The organism is Streptomyces sp. NPDC085866 (assembly GCF_044541035.1).
Lineage (GTDB): Bacteria > Actinomycetota > Actinomycetes > Streptomycetales > Streptomycetaceae > Streptomyces.
The window spans coordinates 381,757-401,213 of the sequence record NZ_JBITSQ010000003.1 but is presented as its reverse complement, the minus strand read 5'-3'; the positions used below and the strand labels follow the sequence as shown (position 1 = coordinate 401,213).

The window sequence follows — 19,457 nt, the reverse complement described above, 5'->3', positions numbered from 1 at the left end:
ATCTTGGGGTGGGGCGGACGTGGTCTTCGGTCACTTGCCCGTCCGGGGCGTTCCGCCAACGTGCCTGTCGGCGCGGCCGGTTGGATCTCTGATCAGCGGGGGAGTGCTGGTTCGGCCGTGTGCGCCCCACCGGGACGCAGCTCCCTGTCGAGGAAACGGCGCACCTCCGCGAAGGCGTCCGCGCGGTTCGTCTCGTTGAAGACCTCGTGCCGCGCCCCGACGAAGATCCGCTCCGTCAGCCGGCCACCGCTGAGGCGCTCCACCCCGATTCGGCTTCCCGGCAGCGGAACCAGCCGGTCGTCGTCCCCGTGCAGCCACAGCAGCGGCAGCGGGCCGATGTCCCCGCCCTCGGCCACGGCCTCCAGGGTGCGGACGAACGCCTGCAGCGTCGGCCGCTTCATCGGGCCGTGCCAGACCAACGGGTCGGCGACGTACGCGGCGCCCACCGCCGGGTCACGGGAGAGCGCGGCCGGGCTGATCGGGATGTCGGGGATCTCGGGCAGGGCCAGCAGCCGCCCGGGCAGCTCCCAGACGCCGATCACCGGCCCGGACAGGATCAGCGCGCTCAGCTCCGCGCCGTACCGCTGGGCGTGCCGGGCCGCGATCAGGCCGCCCATGGAATGGCCGACCACGACGAGCGGCAGGCCCGGATGCGCGGCGCGGGCGAGGTCCGCCGCCGCGTGCACGTCGGTGACGACGTCCTCGAAGTCCTCGATCACCACCCGCTCACCGGCCGACCTTCCGTGCCCGACGTGATCGGGCCCGTACACCGCCGCCCCGTGCGCGTTGAGAACGCCCGCCAGCTCGTCGTAGCGACCGGCGTGTTCCCCGTACCCGTGCACCACGAGGGCCAGATAGCGCGGCTCCGGGTGCGGCCACTCGTGTACGACGATGCCGTCGAGGACGTGCTCGCGGACGTCGGTCATGTCTCCTCCGGCTGCCTGGGTGAAGGTTCCGGGGGATCTTCCCAGGGAGCCGCTCGGAGGTCTATAGTCCAAAACTAGCAGTGCTAATTAAGTGTGCCTGGCGCACACCCGTAGATTCGTGCTGATCCACAGCGTCGTAGGTCAGGAGTCCCAGCCGTGCGTCCCGTCCACTTCGCGGCCGCCCGCCGCACCCCCATCGGCAAGCTCCGCGGAGCCCTGTCCGCCGTACGGCCCGACGACCTCGCGGCGACCGTGATCCGCCACCTGGTGGGCGACGTGCCTGCGCTCGACCCCGCCCGCATCGACGACGTCTACTGGGGCGCCGCCAACCAGGCCGGCGAGGACAACCGCAACGTCGCCCGCATGGCCGCGCTGCTGGCCGGCCTGCCCGAGTCCGTGCCCGGCGCCACCGTCAACCGGCTGTGCGCCTCCGGTCTCGAAGCCGTGACCACCGCGGCCCGCACCATCGCCGCCGGCGAGGCCGACATCGTGATCGCGGGCGGCTCCGAGTCGATGAGCCGCGCTCCCTTCGTCCTGCCCCGCCCCGACGAGGCCCTGCCGCACCGCATCGAGACCTTCGACACCCGGCTCGGCTGGCGCCTGGTCAACCCGGCCATGAAGGACCTGCACGGTCTGCTGGCCATGGGGGAGACCGCCGAGGAGGTCGCCGAACGGTACGGGGTCTCCCGCGCCCGGCAGGACGATTTCGCGCTGCGCAGCCACCGACTGGCCGCCGCCGCACGCAAGAACGGCCACTTCGACGACGAACTCCTGCCCGTGGAGCGCCCGGACGGCGTCACGGTCGAGCAGGACGAGTGCGTCCGCGAGGACACCTCGCTGGAGAAGCTCTCCCGCCTCAAGCCGGTCTTCCGCGCGGGCGGCACGGTCACGGCGGGCAACGCCTCGCCCATGAACGACGGTGCGGCCGGGCTCCTGCTGGTCAGCGAGGAGGCCCTGAACGAGCTGGGGCTGGAGTCCCTCGGCCGCTACGTCGCCGGTGCCTCGGCGGGCGTCCACCCCGACGTGATGGGCATCGGCCCCGTCCCCGCCACCCGCAAGGTGCTCGCCCGGGCCGGCTGGGAGATCGGCGACCTCCAGGAGGCCGAGTTCAACGAGGCGTTCGCCGCGCAGGCGCTCGCGTGCGTCGACCAGCTGGGCATCGACCCCGACCTGGTGAACCCCACCGGCGGCGCGATCGCCCTCGGCCACCCGCTCGGCTGCTCCGGCGCCCGCATCCTGACGACCCTCCTGCACCGGATGCGCCGCACCGGTGCGGAACGGGGTCTGGCGACCATGTGCGTGGGAGTGGGGCAGGGGAGCGCGGTGCTGGTCGAGAGGCACTAGCGATTCGCCGACGGGCGCTTCCGGCACAGGGAACCACGGGGGCTTCCCGCATGGGGATCAACGGGGGTCTCCCGCAAGGGGATTCGGTACACGAGCCGCAGCAAGGAAACGGAGCACCACTCCATGGCAACCCTGTCCGTCGCCGCCATCCTCGCCGAGAACGCCCGGCGCCGTCCCGAGAAGACGGCTCTGGTCGAAGGTGATCTGCGGCTCACCTTCGCCGAGGTGTGGCAGCGGGCCCTCGCCCAGGCCGGGGTGCTGGCCGGACTCGGCGTACGGCCGGGGGACCGGGTGGCGCTGATGGCCCCCAACACCGCCGAGTTCCCGGTCGCCTATTACGCGATCGCCGCGGCCGGCGGTGTGGTGGTCCCCGTGCACCTGCTGCTGTCGACCGGGGAGGTCGAGCACGTCCTGCGAGACAGCGGTGCGACGTTGCTCCTCGTCCACCCGGCCCAGGCCGGGACCGGCCGGGCCGCAGCCGCAGCCACCGGCGTCCAGGTGGTCACCCTGGGCGAGCAGTTCGAGAAACTCGCCGCGGACGCGGAGCCGCTCCCGTCGTACCTCACCCGCGCCGCCGACGACCCCGCCGTGATCTTCTACACCAGCGGCACGACCGGCGTCCCCAAGGGCGCCGTGCTCAGCCACTTCAACCTGGTGATGAACGCCACCGTCAACGCCTTCGACGCCAACGACATCCGCGCCGACGACATCGCGCTCGGCGCGCTGCCCCTCTTCCACGCCTTCGGCCAGACCGTCTCGCTCAACTCCACCTGGCGGGCGGGTGCCACGCTCGTCCTGCTGCCCCGCTTCGACGCGGCCCGCGCCATCGAGCTGATGGTGGAGGAGGGCGTGAACACCTTCCACGGGGTGCCGACCATGTTCGTGGCGTTCGCGGCTGCCGCAGCGGACGCCGGCGCCCTGCCCGCACTGCGTGTGTGCATCTCGGGCGGCGCCTCCCTCCCGGTCGCCGTACTGGAGCGGTTCGAGGCCGCGTTCGGCGCGCGGATCTACGAGGGGTACGGGCTGTCGGAGACCTCCCCGACGGCCACCGTCAACCAGCCCGTCTTCGGCACCAGGGCCGGCACCATCGGTCACCCGCTGTGGGGCGTCGACGTCGAGGTCGCCCGCGCCGAGGTGGAGGGCGGCATCGAGCTCCTGCCGCCGGGCGAACTGGGCGAGGTCGTCGTCCGCGGCCACAACGTCTTCTCCGGGTACCTCGGCCGCCCCGAGGCCACCGCCGAGGCTCTGGTCGACGGCTGGTTCCGCACCGGGGACCTCGGCACCAAGGACGAGGAGGGCTTCCTCAGGATCGTCGACCGCAAGAAGGACGTCATCATCCGCGGCGGCTACAACGTGTACCCGCGGGAGGTCGAGGAGGTCCTGATGCGGCACCCCGAGGTCGCCCAGGTGGCCGTCATCGGCCTGCCCGACGAACTGCACGGCGAGGAGGTGTGCGCCGTTGTCGTGACGGCACCGGGCACCGCCCCCGACGCCAACGGCATCACCGAGTGGTCCAAGGAGCACCTGGGCCGGCACAAGTACCCGCGGCGCGTGGAGTTCGCGGACGAGCTGCCGCTCGGGCCGAGCATGAAGGTGCTCAAGCGGGAGCTGCGGGCCCGCTACGGGGCCCGCTAGCCGGGGGCCCGGCACACCGGGTGTGAGGACCGCCCTGCGAGACGGTCCTTACGCCGCCGGATGCGTGCGCATAGCATCGGTTCCCGCATGAACACGATGACGCTCTGGCACATATCCGGCTGGGAGTTCGCCGCCCTCGCCTTCGCGGCCCTGCTCGTGGGCTTCTCCAAAACAGCCGTCAGCGGGGCCAACACGGTCAGCCTCGCCGTCTTCGCGGCGGTCCTGCCCGCCCGAGCCTCCACCGGCGTGCTGCTGCCGGTCCTCATCGCGGGCGATGTGCTCGCCGTCCTCACCTACCGACGGCACGCCCACTGGCCCACCCTGTGGCGGCTGTTCCCGGCGGTGGCGGCCGGCGTGGTGGTCGGCACGCTGTTCCTGGTGTGGGCCGACGACGAGGTCGTAAGGACCTCGATCGGCGCGATCCTGCTGCTGATGGCCGGGGTCACGCTGTGGCGGCGGCGCCGGGCCGAGACGGGGGACGAACCGGACGCGGTGACCACCAGGGCGGGCCGGCTGAAGGCCCGCTCGTACGGCGTCCTCGGCGGGTTCACGACGATGGTCGCCAACGCGGGCGGGCCGGTGATGTCGATGTATCTGCTGTCGGCGGGTTTCCGGAAGCTCGGCTTCCTCGGCACGTCGGCCTTCTTCTTCCTCATCGTCAACGTGTCCAAGGTGCCCTTCAGCGCCGGACTCGGCCTGATCGACGGTCGCTCGCTGCTCCTTGACGCGGCGCTCGTGGTGTTCGTCGTGCCCGGCGCATTGTTCGGCAAATGGGCTGTGAACCGGATCAACCAGCGGTTGTTCGAGCAGTTGGTGATCGCCGCGACGATCGTGGGCGGCCTGCAGCTGCTACTGGCCTAGCCCGAGCAGCGCCGGCAGGCCCGCGAAGGAGTCCACGACGTGGTCCGGGGTGCCGCTCGCGCTCGCGAGCGTCTCCGGCTGGTACTTCCCCGTACGGACCAGCACTCCCGTGATGCCGACGCGCTGCGCCGCGAGAACGTCCGACTCGACGTCGTCGCCTACCATCAGCGCCCGGCCCGCAGTCACACCCAGCCGGGCCAGCGCCGCCTCGAAGAACGCCGGGGACGGCTTGCCCATCACCTCCGCCTGGACCCGCGCGGCCTTCTCCAGCCCGAGCAGGAAGGCGCCCGAATCGAGCTGCAGCCCGGCCTCGGTCCGCCAGTACAGGTTGCGGTGCACGGCGAGCAGCCGCGCCCCCTGCTGCAGAAACCCGAAGGCCCGGTTGAGCGCGGCGTAGTCGAACTCCGGCCCGGCACCGCCCAGGACGACCACGTCGGGACGTTCGTCGACCAGGGTGATGCCGCCGAGATCCTCCTCGATGTCCCCGCTGTTGAGCAGAGCGCATCGGGCACCCGGAAAGTGCTCGGCGAGGTGGGCGGCGGTGAGCGCGGGCGCGGTGAGGACGTCCTCGGCGTCCACCGCGAAACCGGCCCCCGCCAGGGTATCGGCGATCGACGCCCGTGTCCGGGACGTCGTGTTGGTCACCAGCGCCACGCCGAGACCGGCGGCCCGGATCCTCCGCAACGCCTCGACCGCACCCGGCAGCGGCTTCCAGGAGACGGTGAGGACACCGTCGATGTCGATCAGGACGGCACGTACGGATTCCATGACCGGACCCTAGCGACCCGGGCGGCGGATCGGCGCGGACGACCTCGTACGCTCACCCCATGTCCCCGCACATCCTGATCCTCGGCGGCACAGCCGAGGCCCGGCGCCTCGCCGCCGACCTCGCCGCCCGCCCCGGAGTCAGGGTCACCACGTCGCTGGCGGGCCGGGTCGCCCGCCCGGGCGCACCGGCCGGCGAGGTACGGATCGGCGGGTTCGGCGGTGCGGAAGGCCTTGCGGACTGGCTGCGCACGCACGACGTGGACGCCGTCGTCGACGCCACGCACCCCTTCGCCGAGTCGATCACGGCGAACGCGGCCCGCGCGGCGACGGCCACCGGAGTTCCCGCGGTCGTCCTGCGCCGCCCCGGCTGGCGTCCGGTCCCCGGCGACCGCTGGTACGACGTGGCGTCCCTGGCCGCGGCCGCCGAGGCCCTGCCCGGCCTGGGCCGCCGGGTGTTCCTCAGCACCGGCCGACTGGGCCTCGCGACCTTCGCCCACCTGACGGACCTGCACTTCGTCGTGCGGTCGGTCGACCCGCCCGAAGCGCCCCTGCCGCCGCACACCGAAGTGATCCTGGCCCGCGGCCCCTTCACCCTCGCCGCGGAGACCGAGCTGCTGCGCGCCCACGCCGTCGACGTGCTGGTGACGAAGGACAGCGGCGGCGACGCCACGGCCGCCAAACTGACGGCCGCACGGGAACTCGGGCTGCCCGTGGTCGTCGTACGACGCCCCCCGCTCCCCGACGGCGTGACAGCGGTGCCGGACGTGGCGGCCGTACTCGACCGGCTGGGGTTCGACGGCTCCTGATCACCGAACCCGTCGGTCCCGCCTTCTCGACTCGTCCGTCAGGATTCCCCGGGACCGGGATGCCTGCGCAGCAGATACGTGTCCATGATCCACCCCTTGCGCTCCCGGGCCTCGGCGCGCAGCCGCTCGATGCGCGGGGCCGCCTCGGCGAGGGGACCGGAGACCAGGATCTCGTCCGGGGTGCCTATGTAGGCGCCCCAGTAGATGTCGATGTCCTCCTCGGCGTACTTCCGGAAGGCCTGGTGCGCGTCCAGCATCACGACGACGTCGTCCACCCCCTGAGGGAAGCCCTCCGCCAGCCGCCGCCCGGTGGTGATCTGCACCGGCCGGGCCACCCGGTTCAGCCCCGTACGATGCCGGGCCACCAGCGAGGAGACGCTGCTGATGCCGGGCACCACGTCGTACTCGAACTCCACCGCGCCCCCGGCCAACACCTCCTCCAGGATCCCCAGCGTGCTGTCGTACAGCGACGGATCCCCCCACACCAGGAACGCCCCGGTGCCGTCCTCGCCCAGCTCCTCGGCGATCAGCCGCTCGTAGATCCCGGCGCGTGCACTGCGCCAGTCCTCCACGGCCGGCGAGTACGAGGAGCCGCCCGCCTTGCGGTCCCGCTCCGGGTCACGGGCCTCCACCACCCGGTACCCGCCCTCGGGCCGGTGTGCGTCCACCATGTCCCGGCGGAGCTGGGTCAGATCGCTCTTCACCTCGCCCTTGTCGAGCAGGAAGAACACGTCCGTGCTCCGCAGTGCCTTGACCGCCTGCAGGGTCAGCTGGTCGGGATCGCCCGCACCGATACCGATGACATGAATCTTTCGCACACCCCGAGTCTGCCGCATGCCACCGACAGTGAACCCACCGCCTCCGCAGGGCCCCGACGGCCTCGCTCAGGAACCGAGCCGGGGCGCCTCGGCCCCCGCGTCCACCGGCCCCGCCCCGCGCTCCACCCGCCCGGCCAGGTCGCGGGCCCACCCGGCCAGCCGGACCAGATCCATCCCGTACGGCCGCGCGTCGCCCCGCTCGGCCGCCCACTCCTCGATGGCCCCCGCGCCGCGCCGCAGCAGCCGCGCCCCACCGACGCTGTTGCCGCGGGCCGCATGGGTGAGCCCCACCGCCAGCTGTGCCAGTCCCCGCCACAGCGTCCGCTCGGACTCGGGCCCCGACTTCCAGGCGTCCTCGAACACTTCGTGGGCGTGGAACGGCTTCCCCGCGTCCAGCAGCGCCTGCGCCTGCGCGACCGTCTCCCGCGGGGTCCTGACGACCCCCTCCGGCTGGCGGGCCACCCCCTCCGCCCCGTACGGCAACGGCCGCCCCAGTCCGTCCCGCGGCCGGGCGCTCCGCGCCCGCCCCGCCACGTCCCGGTCCCGGCTGTCCGCCGACCTCCCCGCCGCTGCGCCCGCGTTTCCCATACGACCGATTGTCCCCGCCCGGTCCCTCTTCGGTGCACCCCCGCCGGTGGGGTAAAGTTCTGTTCGCGCGATCACGCGGGTCACCGCGAGTGAGCGCACCGGGACGTGGCGCAGCTTGGTAGCGCACTTGACTGGGGGTCAAGGGGTCGCAGGTTCAAATCCTGTCGTCCCGACTTGCTCAGACGCAGGTCAGGGGTCATTCCAGAGAGATCTGGGATGACCCCTTCGGTATTTCTGCGCCCCGCTCAGTAGACCGCCCTCAGCGCGTCGACCAGCGCCTGCTGAATCTCGGGGAGCGGGCGATCGAGGGCGGTCAGATAGTCCGTGAACTTGTAGTCCACGTAGGCGATGTCCTCACCCCCGGTCCGCGCATGCGGAAGGCGCATCGAGGGGATCCCGAACGACTCCGCGACCGCGATTCCGTGCAGCGAGGACGAGGCGATGACCGCGCAGGAGGTGATCTGCGCGATGACCTCGTCCACCGGCCGCGTCACGTCGATCACCGTGTCGGCGTCCGGAAACGACCGGCGGTCCAGCCAGTGCGGCACCGCACCGAGCCGGTGCTTCACCACCGGAGACCGCTCCCACAGGGCGCCGACCAGCAGGCCCGGGTCGCCGAGCGGCACATCGACACCCAGGTACGCGGCGGTGTGGGCGCCACGGGCCGCCAGTACCGTCCGCGGCGGAGCCCACAGGGGAAGCGGATGCATCAGACCGGAACCCCAGACCACCGTGGCCGGATTCGTCAGCTTGTGCAGGATCGACCCGCACGCCACGAGTTCCGCGTCATGGACGGAGACTCTCCGCACGCGGAGGCCGAGGCGCTCCAGGATCAGCGGACCGAGGGCGTCCCCGAAGTTCTCCCGGCTGTCCGGCATACGCCACGACCACACACCGATTGGCTCCCGCCCCATCAGCCCGCGACCTCTCGTTGCTCCTCGCCGTTGGAACCGTCCTCGGGATTTTCCACCAACCGGTCGGCGGCGGTGCTCTGACGCGCCCGAGGCGGAGGTGCTGGGGGTTCCGTCACCGAGTTCACCGGCATCGTGAGACGACGATGTCGCCCGCGACCCCGAGGACGTCGGCAGGCTCACCCAGCGGTTCCACGACACCCTGGTCGGTCCGGCGGGGACACCCTGGTCGGTCCGGCGGGCGCACACGCCCGACGGCGTGTGCGCCCCGGCGCAGGACGCGGCTCACCGACCGCGCGGCTCCCGCACCACCGCCACGTCCCCTGGCGCCACCGTGACCGTGCCGGCTGTCTCCTTGCCGGTGAGGAGTTCCGTGGCACCCGGTGCGACGGGCAGGTCCGCGCCCCGGCCGCAGTGGTCGATCACGAAGACGTAGTCCGCCTCCGGGCCGCGCCTGCGGACCACCTCCACACCGTCCGGGGCGGTACGCACCGGCTCCACGCCCGCCTCGGTGCGGATGCGGTCCAGGAGGGCGGTCAGCGTGGCCGGGTCGGGGAGCGTGGCCAGGTACCAGGCGGCCCCGGTGCCGTAGGTGTGCCGGGTGACCGCCGGGACGCCGTCCAGCGGGCCGTCGGTGTAGGCGGCGACCTCCTCGGCGCCCTCCAGCCGCAGCCGCTCCGACCACAGCGTGCCCGTCGCCCCGTCCGGCACCGCACCGCTCAGGGCGACCTGCTGCCCGGGCAGCAGCGGGAACGGCTCGTCGGAGCGCACGCCCAGCACGTCCCGGAACGCCCCCGGGTAACCGCCCAGCCGCACATGGCAGTTCTCGTCCACCGCCCCGCTGTGGAAGCCGACGGCGAGGGTGCCGCCCCGCTCGGCGTACGCCGTGAGGTTCGCCGCGCCCGTGTCGTCGACCAGGTACAGGTTCGGCGCCAGGACCAGGCGGTAGGCGGACAGGTCCGCGTCGGGACGGACGAAGTCCACGGCCACGCCGGCCCGCCACAGCGGCTCGTACCAGGCCCGGACCAGGTCCAGGTAACGCAGTTCGCCACTCGGCTGGGAGGGCAGTTCCAGGGCCCAGCGGGCGTTCCAGTCCCAGACGACGGCGACCTCGGCGGGGCCGGTGCTGCCGCGGACCTCGGCCAGCGCCTTCAGGTCGGCGCCCAGCCGGACCACGTCCCGCCAGATCTGGCTGTCGGTGCCCGCGTGCGGCAGCATCGCCGAGTGCCACTGTTCGGCGCCCGCCTTCGCCGCCCGCCACTGGAAGTACGCGATGCCGTCCGCCCCGCGCGCCACATGGGCGAGCGCGTTGCGGCGCAACTCACCAGGATGCTTCGCCCGGTTGACGGGCTGCCAGTTCACCGCGCCGGTGGAGTGCTCCATCAGCAGCCATGGGCCGCCCGCGAGCGAGCGCATCAGATCGCCGCTCAGCGCCAGGTCGATCTCCGACTCCGGGTCGGCGGACATCAGGTAGTGGTCGTTGGCGACGATGTCCAGCTCCGGCGCCCAGCGCCAGTAGTCGAGGGCGTCGAAGGTGGCCATCACCATGAAGTTGGTGGTGGCCGGGATCGCAGGGGCCGCCGCCCGCAGCACGTCCCGCTCGGCCGTGTACAGCGACAGCAGCTCGTCCGAACAGAAGCGGCGCCAGTCCAGCTGGTGCGTCGGGTTGGGTACGGCGCCGGTGGCGCGCGGCGGCAGGATCTCCTCCCAGTCGTAGTACCACTGGGACCAGAAGGTCGTGCCCCAGGCGTCGTTGAGGGCGCTCAGGTCGTCGCCGTAGCGGGCCCGCAGCCAGCGGCGGAAGGCCGCCGCGCTGGTGTCGCAGTAGCAGGCCGCGTTGTGGCAGCCGTACTCGTTGTGCACGTGCCACATGGCGACGGCCGGATGACCGGCGTACCGCTCGGCCAGCGCGCCCGCGATGCGCAGCGCCGCCGCACGGTAGGCGGGGCTGGACGGGCAGAACGTCTGGCGGCTGCCGTAGGAGAGGGTACGGCCGTCCCGGTCGACCGGCAGCGCCTCGGGGTGGGCGCGGAAGAACCACGCCGGAGGCGCCGCCGTGGGGGTGGCCAGGTCGGCGGCGATGCCGTTCTCGTGCAGCAGATCCAGGATCCTGTCCATGCGCGAGAAGTCGAACTCGCCCTCGGACGGCTCCAGCAGGGCCCAGGAGAAGATGCCGACGCTGACCATGGTCACCCCGGCCTCGCGCATCAGGCGCATGTCCTCGGCCCACACCTCCTCGGGCCACTGTTCGGGGTTGTAGTCGCCGCCGTAGGCGAGGCCGGGGACGGACAGGGTGCGTTTCACTGGGTTTTCTTCGTTCTCTTTCACGTGTGCGCGCCTCAGCCCTTGTTGGAGCCCAGGGTCAGGCCGCTGACGAACTGGCGCTGGAGCGCGAAGTACACGATCAGCGTCGGGATCGCGGTGAGCAGGGCGCCGGCGGCCACCAGGTTGGGGTCGGTGAAGTACTGGCCGGAGAGGTTGTTCAGCGCCGAGGTGATCGGCATGTTCTCACCGGTCGAGATCAGCACCAGGGCCCAGAAGAAGTCGTTGTAGATCCAGATCGACAGCAGGGTCGCCAGGGCCGCCATCGCCGGCTTGCACAGCGGCAGCGTGATCTGCCAGTACAGCCGCCACACCGAGGCACCGTCGACCAGCGCGGCCTCCGTCAGCTCGTGCGGGAGCGAGCGCATGTAGTTGCTCAGCACGAAGGCGCAGAAGCCGGACTGGAACGCCACATGGATCAGCACGAGCCCGAGCGCGGAGTCGTACAGCTTGCCGCTCGCCGTGATGCCGGGCAGGTTCGTGAGCAGGTACAGCCGGTACAGCGGGGTGATGATGACCTGCTGAGGGAGCAGGTTGCCCGCCGTGAAGACCAGCAGCAGCGCCAGGTTGAGCCGGAAGTCGAACCGGCTGACGTAGAACGCGACCATCGAGGACAGGAACAGCGTCAGCAGCACGGCCGGTACGGCGATGATCAGCGTGTTGCCGAAGTAGTGCATCATGTCCGACTGGACGAACGCGTTCTTGAAGTTGTCGAAGTTCAGCGTGTCCGGCCAGGACACATAGCCCTTGGCGCTGGTCTCGCTGTACGGCCGCAGCGCCGAGAAGACCGCCCACAGCAGGGGCGCGAGCCACGCCAAGGCCGTGCCGGCGAGGAAGACGTGCAGCAGGACGCGGGCCGGCCGGACGGGGGTGCGCCGCTTCAGCGTGACAGTCGTGCTCATGCGCGCCGCTCCTTCCGGAAGGTGGCGATCAGATACGGGATGATCACCGCGAGGGAGATCACCAGCAGGACGACGGCGATGGCCGAGCCGTAACCGATCCGGCTGGACTCGCCGATGATGTTGTTGGTCACCAGGATCGACAGCAACTCGGTGCCCTGCGCGCCCTTGTTGAAGACGAAGACCAGGTCGAAGGCGCGCAGCGCCTCGATGATGGTGACGACCAGGACGACCGTGTTGGTCGGGCGCAGCGTCGGGAAGATGACGTTCTTGAACGTCTGCCACTCGCCCGCGCCGTCCAGCGCCGAGGCCTCCCTGAGTGACGGGTCGACGCTCTTCAGACCGGCCAGGTAGAGGATCATCATGTAGCCGGTGTGCCGCCAGGACGCGGCGATGAGGACGGCCCACAGGTTGAGCTTGGGGTCGCCGATCCAGTCGATGTAGTGGCCGGGCTTGTTGGCGCCGATGATGCTGTTGATCAGGCCCGTGTCCGGGTTGTAGACGAGCTGCCAGACGAAGCCGATGCACGCCATGGAGATGACGACCGGCAGGAAGAACGCGGTCTGGTAGACGCGGCTGAACCGGATCTTCTTGTCCAGCTGTACGGCGAGGAACAGGCCGAGCGGCGTCGGGATCAGGATCAGCACCACGAACCAGACGACGTTGTGCTGGACGGCCGGCCAGAACTGCGGGTTGTCGTTGAAGAGCTGGGTGAAGTTGTCGAGGCCCACCCACTTGATCGAGTCGAACCCGATGCCGTCCCAGGTGGTGAAGGCGAGCGCGATGGAGGCGAGGGCGGTGACCCAGACCAGGGCCACGTGCAGGACCGTGGGCACGCCCGCCATCAGGGCGAGCGTGAGCCGGTCACGGCGGGTCAGCAGGCGCCGGTGGCCCTGCGTGGCCCGCTTGGATGCGGAAGCAGCGCCCGGAGGCGGCACGGCGGCCGCCTCCGGGGTCTTCGTCGTCGTGTCGGTCGTCATGCCGCTGCTCACGAGGACGCGAAGATCTGCTTCTTCTGGCGCTCGATCGACGACAGCAAGCTGTCCACGCCCTTGGGGTTCTGGAGGAACTTCTGCAGTCCGGGCTGCATCACCGTCGAGGTGAAGTCCGGCCGGGAGTCGCGGTCCATGAACTGGGTGAGGCTCTTGGCGCCGCTGATCATGTCGAACGCCTTCTTCTGCAGCGCCGAGTAGGAGGAGGTGTCGGCCTTGCTGGAGGCGGCCACCACGCTCGGGTCGCCCTTGAGGTAGGTCTGCTCGGCGTCCGGGGAGCCCAGGTACTCCAGCAGCTTCACCACACCGGCGTGGTTCTTGGGGGCCTTGCTGACCATGAAGCCGTCGGTGGGCGCCTCGACGGTGTCCTGGCCGTACGTGGGGTTGATCTCCGGGAAGGGGAAGAAGTCGAGGTCGTCCAGGTCGGCCTTGTTGGTGAACTGCTGGGCCACGAAGGAGCCCAGGAGGTACATGCCGGCCTTCTTGGACACCAGCGTCTGGGCGGCGTCCTGCCAGGTGCGGCCCATGAAGCCGTCCTGGTGGTAGGGGAGGAGCTCGGCCCAGTGGTCGAAGGCGGCCTTGACCTTGGCGTCGGTCCAGGATGCCTTGCCCGCCATCAGCTGGACGTGGAAGTCGTAGCCGTTGAGGCGGAAGTTGATCTGGTCGAAGGTGCCCATCGCCGGCCAGGCGTCCTTGTCGCCGAAGGCGATCGGGACCAGGCCGTCCTTCTTCATCTGCTTGCACAGGGCGACCAGCTCGTCCCACTTCGTGGGGACCTTGTAGCCGTGCTGCTGGAAGACGCTCTTGCGGTAGAAGACCGCCCACGGGTACGTGGTCAGCGGCACGAAGTAGTACTTGCCGTCCTCGCCCTTGCTCAGCTTCTTCATCGCGTCGGGGAAGTTGTCCCCGATCTTGGCCCACACGTCGTCGATCGGCGTGGCCAGCTTCTTCGCCGCGAAGAACTGCATGCGGTAACCGGCGAACCAGTTGAACACGTCGTCCGGAGTGCCCTGCAGGTAGGAGTTGATCTGCTCCTGGAAGGTGTTGTGGTCCTTCGTGTTCACGTCGACCGTGATGCCGGACTGCTTCTTGAAGGCCGCGTAGACATCCGTGAAGGCCTTCTTCGGCACGGCGTCGGAGGCGTTGGAGCCGAGGGTGACGGTCTTCGGGTCGGAGGACGAGCCACTGCCGCCGCAGGCGGACAGCAGGGGTATGCCGGCACCTGCGAGGAGGGCGGCACCGCCCGCTCCGCGCAGCAACGAGCGACGGCTGGGACCCGGGACCGAAAGACCGGAAGGAGAGAGGCGCATGGCGGCTCCTGAGGCATACAGGGTTCGGTCAAGGGGATGAGTCGATCACCGAAAGGTCCTCGAAACCGATCAGAAACCAACTCGACCGAACATCGTGGCGTAATAACAGCCCCATGTCCGCTCATGCGTCAATAGCTCTGGTCGCACTGGGGTGTCTCTTGCCCGAAACGTAATCGTCACCGTTACCTGCAACTTTGTTGAAGAGCAGGCAGAGCAGCCCCCGCGGCAGCTGCGGCCGCGGGGGCTGTGTGAACACGAGTGATTCCGTTTCCTGGTCTGACCAGGACTGTCAGGGTCTGACCAGAAGCTGGAAGTCGAAGGCGTAGCGCGACGCCCGGTAGACATGCGTGCCGTACTCCACCGGCCGCCCGGTGTCGTCGTAGGCGGTGCGCTGCATGGTGAGCAGGGCCGCGCCCTCCTTCTCGTCCAGCAGGGCCGCCTCCTCGGCGGTGGCGCTGCGCGCGCCGACGGTCTGGCGGGCGCTGTGCAGGGTGATGCCCACCGAGCGCATCATCCGGTACAGGCCCGTCGACTCCAGCCGCTCGGTGTCGAGTTCGAGCAGCGCCGCGGGCAGGTAGTTGCACAGGAACGCCACCGGCTGGCCGTGGGTGCAGCGCAGGCGTTCCAGCACGACGACCTCGGCGCCCTCCGCGATGCCGAGGGCTGCGGCCACGTCGGCGCCGGCCGGGACGCGTTCGTTGCGCAGCACCCGGGTGGTCGGGCCCTGCCCGGCCGACTCCAGGTCGTCGTAGAGGCTGCTCAGTTCCAGGGGCCGTTTCACCTGGCTGTGCACCACCTGGGTGCCGACGCCGCGGCGGCGCACCAGCAGACCCTTGTCGACCAGGGACTGGATGGCCTGGCGGACGGTGGGCCGGGACAGGCCGAGGCGCACGGAGAGGTCGACCTCGTTGCCCAGGAGGTTCCCGGGGGCGAGGATCCCGTGCTCGATGGCCGCCTCCAGCTGCTGGGCGAGCTGGTAGTAGAGCGGCACCGGACTCGTGCGGTCCAGGTCGAAGTCCAGTGAGTCGAGCACGGAGCCGGCCACGGGACGAGCGGAGTCACCGGTCCTCGCCACGGGGCACCTCCTTCCAGAGCGCGGACAGGGCGGGGCGGTTCACAGGTGCCGGCGGCGGCCGGCGACCTGGCGGTCGTAGTCCTCGCGGGCGCGTACGGCCGCCTCGCGGGTCGCGGTCTCGGCGACCGGAACGTCCCACCAGGCCTCGGCCGCGGGGGCGGTGGGCGCCGGGCCCGAGGTGTCCGTCTCCACGTAGACACAGGTGGGCGTGTCGGCCGCGCGTGCGGTGGCCAGCGCCGCGCGCAGCTCCCGTACGGTCTTGGCCCGCAGGACGTCCATGCCGAGGCTGGCCGCGTTGGCGGCGAGGTCGACGGGCAGCGGAGCGCCGCTGAAGGTGCCGTCGGCCGCGCGGTACCGGTAGGCGGTGCCGAATCGCTCGCCGCCGACCGACTCGGACAGGCCGCCGATGGAGGCGTACCCGTGGTTCTGGATCAGCACCAGCTTCACGGGAAGACCCTCCTGTACGGCGGTGACGATCTCGGTCGGCATCATCAGGTAGGTGCCGTCACCGACCAGCGCCCAGACCGCCGTGTCCGGGGCCGCCTGCTGCACTCCGATCGCGGCCGGGATCTCGTATCCCATGCACGAGTAGCCGTACTCCAGGTGGTACTGGCGCCGCGAGCGGGCCCGCCACAGCTTGTGCAGGTCGCCGGGGAGGGAGCCCGCCGCGTTGATGATCACGTCGTCGTCCCCGACGACCGCGTCCAGCGCGCCGAGCACCTGCGTCTGGGTGGGTACGGCGTCCTCGTCGACGGCGCCGAAGGCGCTCTGCACGACCTGCTCCCAGCGCTCCTTGCCCGCCCGGTACTCGGCCTCGTACGCCGGGTCGACGCGGAAGCCGGACAGCCGCTCGGTGAGCGCCTCCAGGGCGGCCCGGGCGTCGGCGACCACGGTCCGCGCGGCGAGCTTGTGGGCGTCGAAGGCGGCGATGTTGAGGTTGAGGAAGCGGACCTCGGGGTGCTGGAACAGGGTGCCCGAGGCGGTGGTGAAGTCGGTGTAGCGGGTGCCGACGCCGATGACCAGGTCGGCGCCGCGGGCGAGGTCGTCGGCGACCGCGGTGCCGGTGTGGCCGATGCCGCCGAGGTCGGCCGGGTGGTCGTGACGCAGGGAGCCCTTGCCCGCCTGGGTGGCGGCGACCGGGATACCGGTGGCGTCCACCAGGACCCGCAGCGCGTCCTCGGCGCGGCTGTGGTGGACTCCGCCGCCCACGACGAGGAGCGGCCTGCGGGCGGCCCGTACCGTCCGGACGGCGTCCGCCAGTTCCTCCGGGTCCGGCGCGGGCCGGCGTACGGTCCACACGCGCTCGGCGAAGAACTCCTCGGGCCAGTCGTACGCCTCCGCCTGCACGTCCTGCGGCAGGGCGAGGGTGACGGCACCGGTCTCGGCCGGGTCGGCCAGGACACGCATCGCCTGGAGCGCCGACGGGATCAGCTGCTCGGGGCGGGTGATCCGGTCGAAGTAGCGGGAGACCGGGCGCAGCGTGTCGTTGACGGAGACGTCGAACTGGCCGGGGTGCTCGAGCTGTTGCAGCAGCGGATCGGCCGGGCGGGTGGCGAAGTAGTCGCCGGGCAGGAGCAGTACGGGCAGCCGGTTGACGGTGGCCAGGGCGGCGCCGGTGACCAGGTTGGTCGCGCCCGGGCCGATGGACGTCGTCACGGCCTGCGCCGAGAGGCGGTCGAGCTGGCGGGCGTGTCCCACGGCCGCGTGCACCATCGCCTGCTCGTTGCGGCCCTGGTGGTACGGCATGACATCGCCGTACTCGACCAGCGCCTGACCGATCCCTGCCACGTTGCCGTGTCCGAAGATGCCCCAGGTGCCGGCGATCAGCCGGTGCCGTTCGCCGTCGCGTGCGGTGTACTGGGCGGACAGGAACCGCACCAGTGCCTGGGCGACCGTCAGACGGCTCGTCGATGCGCTCGTCGAGTGGCTCATGCCTCACAGGTGTAGGCGGGAACGGGCGGCGCTGTCAATGGTTTGTTCTTACATTCGGACCTGCTTGTGAAATGATGTCTTAACAAAGTATTGACAGCGGGCTCTGCAGGGGCTTGTATCCCGTCCCAACGCAACAGCGTCCCTTCCCCCGTAGCACAGTGAGGTGCAGGACAGATGGACCGCTCTTCTCACTCCCGCCCCCGCAGACTGGCCCCCGTCGTGGCAGTGGCCGCTGCGGCAGCCCTGACCCTCGCCGGCTGCTCCAGCAGCTCCGGTGGGAAGAAGGCCGAAGAGGGAGGGTCGGGTGCCTCAGCGGGCAAGGCCAACACCCCCCGGATGACCGTCGCGCTGGTCACCCACCAGTCGCCGGGCGACACCTTCTGGGACATCGTCCGCAAGGGCGCCGAGGCCGCCGCCGCGAAGGACAACATCAAGCTCATCTACTCCGCCGACCCGAACGCCGGCAATCAGGCCAACTTCGTGCAGAACGCGATCGACCAGAAGGTCGACGGCATAGCGATCACCCTGGCCAAGCCGGACGCCATGAAGGCCGTGGTCGGCAAGGCCGGCGCGGCGAAGATCCCCGTGGTCGGCCTGAACTCCGGGCTCAGCGACTGGAAGAAGCTCGGTCTGCTGCAGTTCTTCGGGCAGGACGAGACGGTGGCGGGCGAGGCGTTCGGCAAGAAGCTGAACGAGGTCGGCGCCAAGAAGGCCGTCTGTGTGATCCAGGAGCAGGGCAACGTCGGCCTCACCCAGCGCTGCGACGGCGTGAAGAAGACGTTCTCCGGCAAGACCGAGACGCTGTACGTGAACGGCACCGACATGCCGTCCGTGAAGTCCACGATCACGGCCAAGCTGAAGCAGGACAGCGCCATCGACTACGTGGTCACGCTCGGCGCCCCCTTCGCGCTGACCGCGGTGCAGTCGGTGGGCGACGCCGGCAGCAAGGCCAAGGTCGCCACCTTCGACCTGAACAACCAGCTGACCAGCGCCATCCAGAAGGGCACCATCCAGTTCGCGGTGGACCAGCAGCCGTACCTGCAGGGCTACCTCGCGATCGACTCCCTGTGGCTCTACAAGAACAACGGCAACTACAGCGGCGGTGGCGAGCAGCCGGTGCTGACCGGGCCGGCCTTCGTCGACAAGTCCAACGTCGACCGGATCGCCCAGTTCGCCGCGAAGGGCACCCGGTGATGAGCATGACTCAGCAGGCTGAGCCGGCGGTCGGGAGACCGCCGGCTTCCGGCCCCGAGCAGACCGACGGCCGTACCGTCCGGCGCCCGCTGGTGATCCGGCTGCTGGCCCGCCCCGAAGTGGGCGTCTTCCTGGGCGCCGTGGCCGTCCTGATCTTCTTCCTGATCGCCGCGCCCTCGCTCCGCCAGGGCAGCTCGATGGCCACGGTCCTGTACCAGTCCTCGACCATCGGCATCATGGCCCTCCCGGTCGCCCTGCTGATGATCGGCGGCGAGTTCGACCTGTCGTCCGGTGTCGCCGTGATCAGCTCCGCGCTCGTGGCGAGCATGATCAGCTACCAGCTGACGATGAACGTCTGGGTGGGCGTGCTCGTCGCGCTGTTCGCCTCGCTCGCCGTCGGCGCCTTCAACGGCTGGATGGTGGTCAAGACCGGCCTGCCCAGCTTCCTGGTCACCCTCGGCACCTTCCTGATCCTGCAGGGCGCCAACCTGGCCGTGACCAAGCTGGTCACCGGCAACGTCGCCACCGACGACATCAGCAACATGGACGGCTTCGACCAGGCGAAGAAGATCTTCGCGTCCTCCGTCGACATCGGCGGGGTCGAGGTGAAGATCACGGTCTTCTACTGGCTCGCCTTCGCGGCCCTGGCCACCTGGGTTCTGCTGCGCACCAAGTACGGCAACTGGATCTTCGCCGTCGGCGGCAACAAGGAGAGCGCCCGTGCCGTCGGTGTCCCGGTGAACTTCACCAAGATCACCCTGTTCATGCTGGTCGGCTTCGGCGCCTGGTTCATCGGCATGCACAACCTCTTCTCGTTCAACACCGTGCAGTCGGGTGAGGGCGTCGGCCAGGAGCTCATCTACATCGCCGCGGCCGTCATCGGCGGCTGTCTGCTCACCGGCGGCTCCGGCTCCGCGATCGGACCGGTCTTCGGCGCGTTCATGTTCGGCATGGTCAACCAGGGCATCGTCTTCGCGGGCTGGAACCCCGACTGGTTCAAGGCCTTCCTCGGCGTGATGCTGCTCGGCGCCGTCCTGATCAATCTGTGGGTCCAGCGCACGGCGACCCGGAGGTAA

General features: G+C 70.5%; 17 protein-coding genes and 1 tRNA gene. 7 read left to right on the top strand and 11 right to left on the bottom strand.

The features are described from left to right. Positions 1–92 precede the first annotated feature (92 nt). The gene (locus ACIF83_RS08570; RefSeq protein WP_393470410.1) at positions 93–926 is read right to left on the bottom strand and encodes an alpha/beta hydrolase; all 834 of its coding nucleotides are present in this window, start codon (positions 924–926) and stop codon (positions 93–95) included. Between the two features lie 156 nt (positions 927–1,082). On the opposite strand from ACIF83_RS08570, the gene ACIF83_RS08565 reads away from it, so the two are divergent. From ACIF83_RS08565 to ACIF83_RS08555, 3 genes are all read left to right on the top strand, one after another. Then, positions 1,083–2,270, top strand: coding sequence for a thiolase family protein (locus ACIF83_RS08565; protein WP_399724668.1), 1,188 nt, complete (start codon positions 1,083–1,085; stop codon positions 2,268–2,270). 123 nt (positions 2,271–2,393) lie between these two features. After that, positions 2,394–3,905 carry a long-chain fatty acid--CoA ligase gene (locus ACIF83_RS08560; RefSeq protein WP_399724665.1) on the top strand — a complete coding sequence of 504 codons (1,512 nt, stop codon included), beginning with the start codon at positions 2,394–2,396 and terminating at the stop codon, positions 3,903–3,905. An 87-nt stretch (positions 3,906–3,992) separates the two neighbouring features. Continuing rightward, entirely contained in the window at positions 3,993–4,766 is a 774-nt protein-coding gene (locus ACIF83_RS08555) for a sulfite exporter TauE/SafE family protein (protein WP_393470419.1), read from the top strand. Here the strand turns inward: ACIF83_RS08555 and ACIF83_RS08550 are convergent. After that, positions 4,755–5,534: a TIGR01458 family HAD-type hydrolase gene (locus tag ACIF83_RS08550; protein WP_393470422.1), complete on the bottom strand. Its 780-nt coding sequence runs from the start codon at positions 5,532–5,534 to the stop codon at positions 4,755–4,757. The genes ACIF83_RS08555 and ACIF83_RS08550 overlap by 12 nt on opposite strands. A 59-nt stretch (positions 5,535–5,593) precedes the next feature. On the opposite strand from ACIF83_RS08550, the gene ACIF83_RS08545 reads away from it, so the two are divergent. Beyond that, on the top strand, positions 5,594–6,340 hold the full coding sequence (locus ACIF83_RS08545) for a cobalt-precorrin-6A reductase (protein WP_399724661.1): 747 nt from the start codon (positions 5,594–5,596) through the stop codon (positions 6,338–6,340). 38 nt (positions 6,341–6,378) lie between these two features. Here ACIF83_RS08545 and cobF read toward each other — a convergent pair whose 3' ends face one another. Then, a complete protein-coding gene (cobF, locus tag ACIF83_RS08540) occupies positions 6,379–7,158 on the bottom strand; it encodes a precorrin-6A synthase (deacetylating) (protein WP_393470428.1) in 780 nt (259 codons plus the stop codon). 66 nt (positions 7,159–7,224) lie between these two features. Next, positions 7,225–7,746, bottom strand: a complete 522-nt coding sequence (locus ACIF83_RS08535) for a DUF309 domain-containing protein (protein WP_393470431.1) — start codon at positions 7,744–7,746, stop codon at positions 7,225–7,227. A 99-nt stretch (positions 7,747–7,845) separates the two neighbouring features. Between ACIF83_RS08535 and ACIF83_RS08530 the strand changes: the two genes are divergently transcribed. Continuing rightward, a tRNA-Pro gene (locus ACIF83_RS08530) sits at positions 7,846–7,919 on the top strand. Positions 7,920–7,991: 72 nt separating this feature from the next. Here the strand turns inward: ACIF83_RS08530 and ACIF83_RS08525 are convergent. From ACIF83_RS08525 to iolD, 7 genes are all read right to left on the bottom strand, one after another. Further along, positions 7,992–8,624, bottom strand: a complete 633-nt coding sequence (locus tag ACIF83_RS08525; RefSeq protein WP_393470434.1) for a hypothetical protein — start codon at positions 8,622–8,624, stop codon at positions 7,992–7,994. 318 nt (positions 8,625–8,942) lie between these two features. Then, positions 8,943–10,961: a beta-galactosidase gene (locus tag ACIF83_RS08520; RefSeq protein ID WP_399724654.1), complete on the bottom strand. Its 2,019-nt coding sequence runs from the start codon at positions 10,959–10,961 to the stop codon at positions 8,943–8,945. Positions 10,962–10,996: 35 nt separating this feature from the next. Then, positions 10,997–11,881, bottom strand: coding sequence for a carbohydrate ABC transporter permease (locus ACIF83_RS08515; protein WP_393470440.1), 885 nt, complete (start codon positions 11,879–11,881; stop codon positions 10,997–10,999). After that, positions 11,878–12,858 carry a carbohydrate ABC transporter permease gene (locus ACIF83_RS08510; protein WP_393470443.1) on the bottom strand — a complete coding sequence of 327 codons (981 nt, stop codon included), beginning with the start codon at positions 12,856–12,858 and terminating at the stop codon, positions 11,878–11,880. Before ACIF83_RS08510 ends, ACIF83_RS08515 begins: the two co-directional genes overlap by 4 nt. A gap of 8 nt (positions 12,859–12,866) precedes the next feature. Next, positions 12,867–14,180 (bottom strand): ABC transporter substrate-binding protein, encoded by a 1,314-nt coding sequence (locus ACIF83_RS08505; RefSeq protein WP_393470446.1) that lies wholly within the window; start codon positions 14,178–14,180, stop codon positions 12,867–12,869. Positions 14,181–14,469: 289 nt separating this feature from the next. Further along, on the bottom strand, positions 14,470–15,255 hold the full coding sequence (locus ACIF83_RS08500; protein WP_393470449.1) for a GntR family transcriptional regulator: 786 nt from the start codon (positions 15,253–15,255) through the stop codon (positions 14,470–14,472). Between the two features lie 39 nt (positions 15,256–15,294). Continuing rightward, a complete protein-coding gene (gene iolD / locus ACIF83_RS08495; protein WP_399724648.1) occupies positions 15,295–17,187 on the bottom strand; it encodes a 3D-(3,5/4)-trihydroxycyclohexane-1,2-dione acylhydrolase (decyclizing) in 1,893 nt (630 codons plus the stop codon). Positions 17,188–17,361: 174 nt separating this feature from the next. Between iolD and ACIF83_RS08490 the strand changes: the two genes are divergently transcribed. Both ACIF83_RS08490 and ACIF83_RS08485 read left to right on the top strand, forming a co-directional pair. Further along, positions 17,362–18,381 (top strand): sugar ABC transporter substrate-binding protein, encoded by a 1,020-nt coding sequence (locus ACIF83_RS08490; RefSeq protein WP_399724645.1) that lies wholly within the window; start codon positions 17,362–17,364, stop codon positions 18,379–18,381. Then, entirely contained in the window at positions 18,381–19,457 is a 1,077-nt protein-coding gene (locus ACIF83_RS08485; RefSeq protein WP_399724642.1) for an ABC transporter permease, read from the top strand. Before ACIF83_RS08490 ends, ACIF83_RS08485 begins: the two co-directional genes overlap by 1 nt.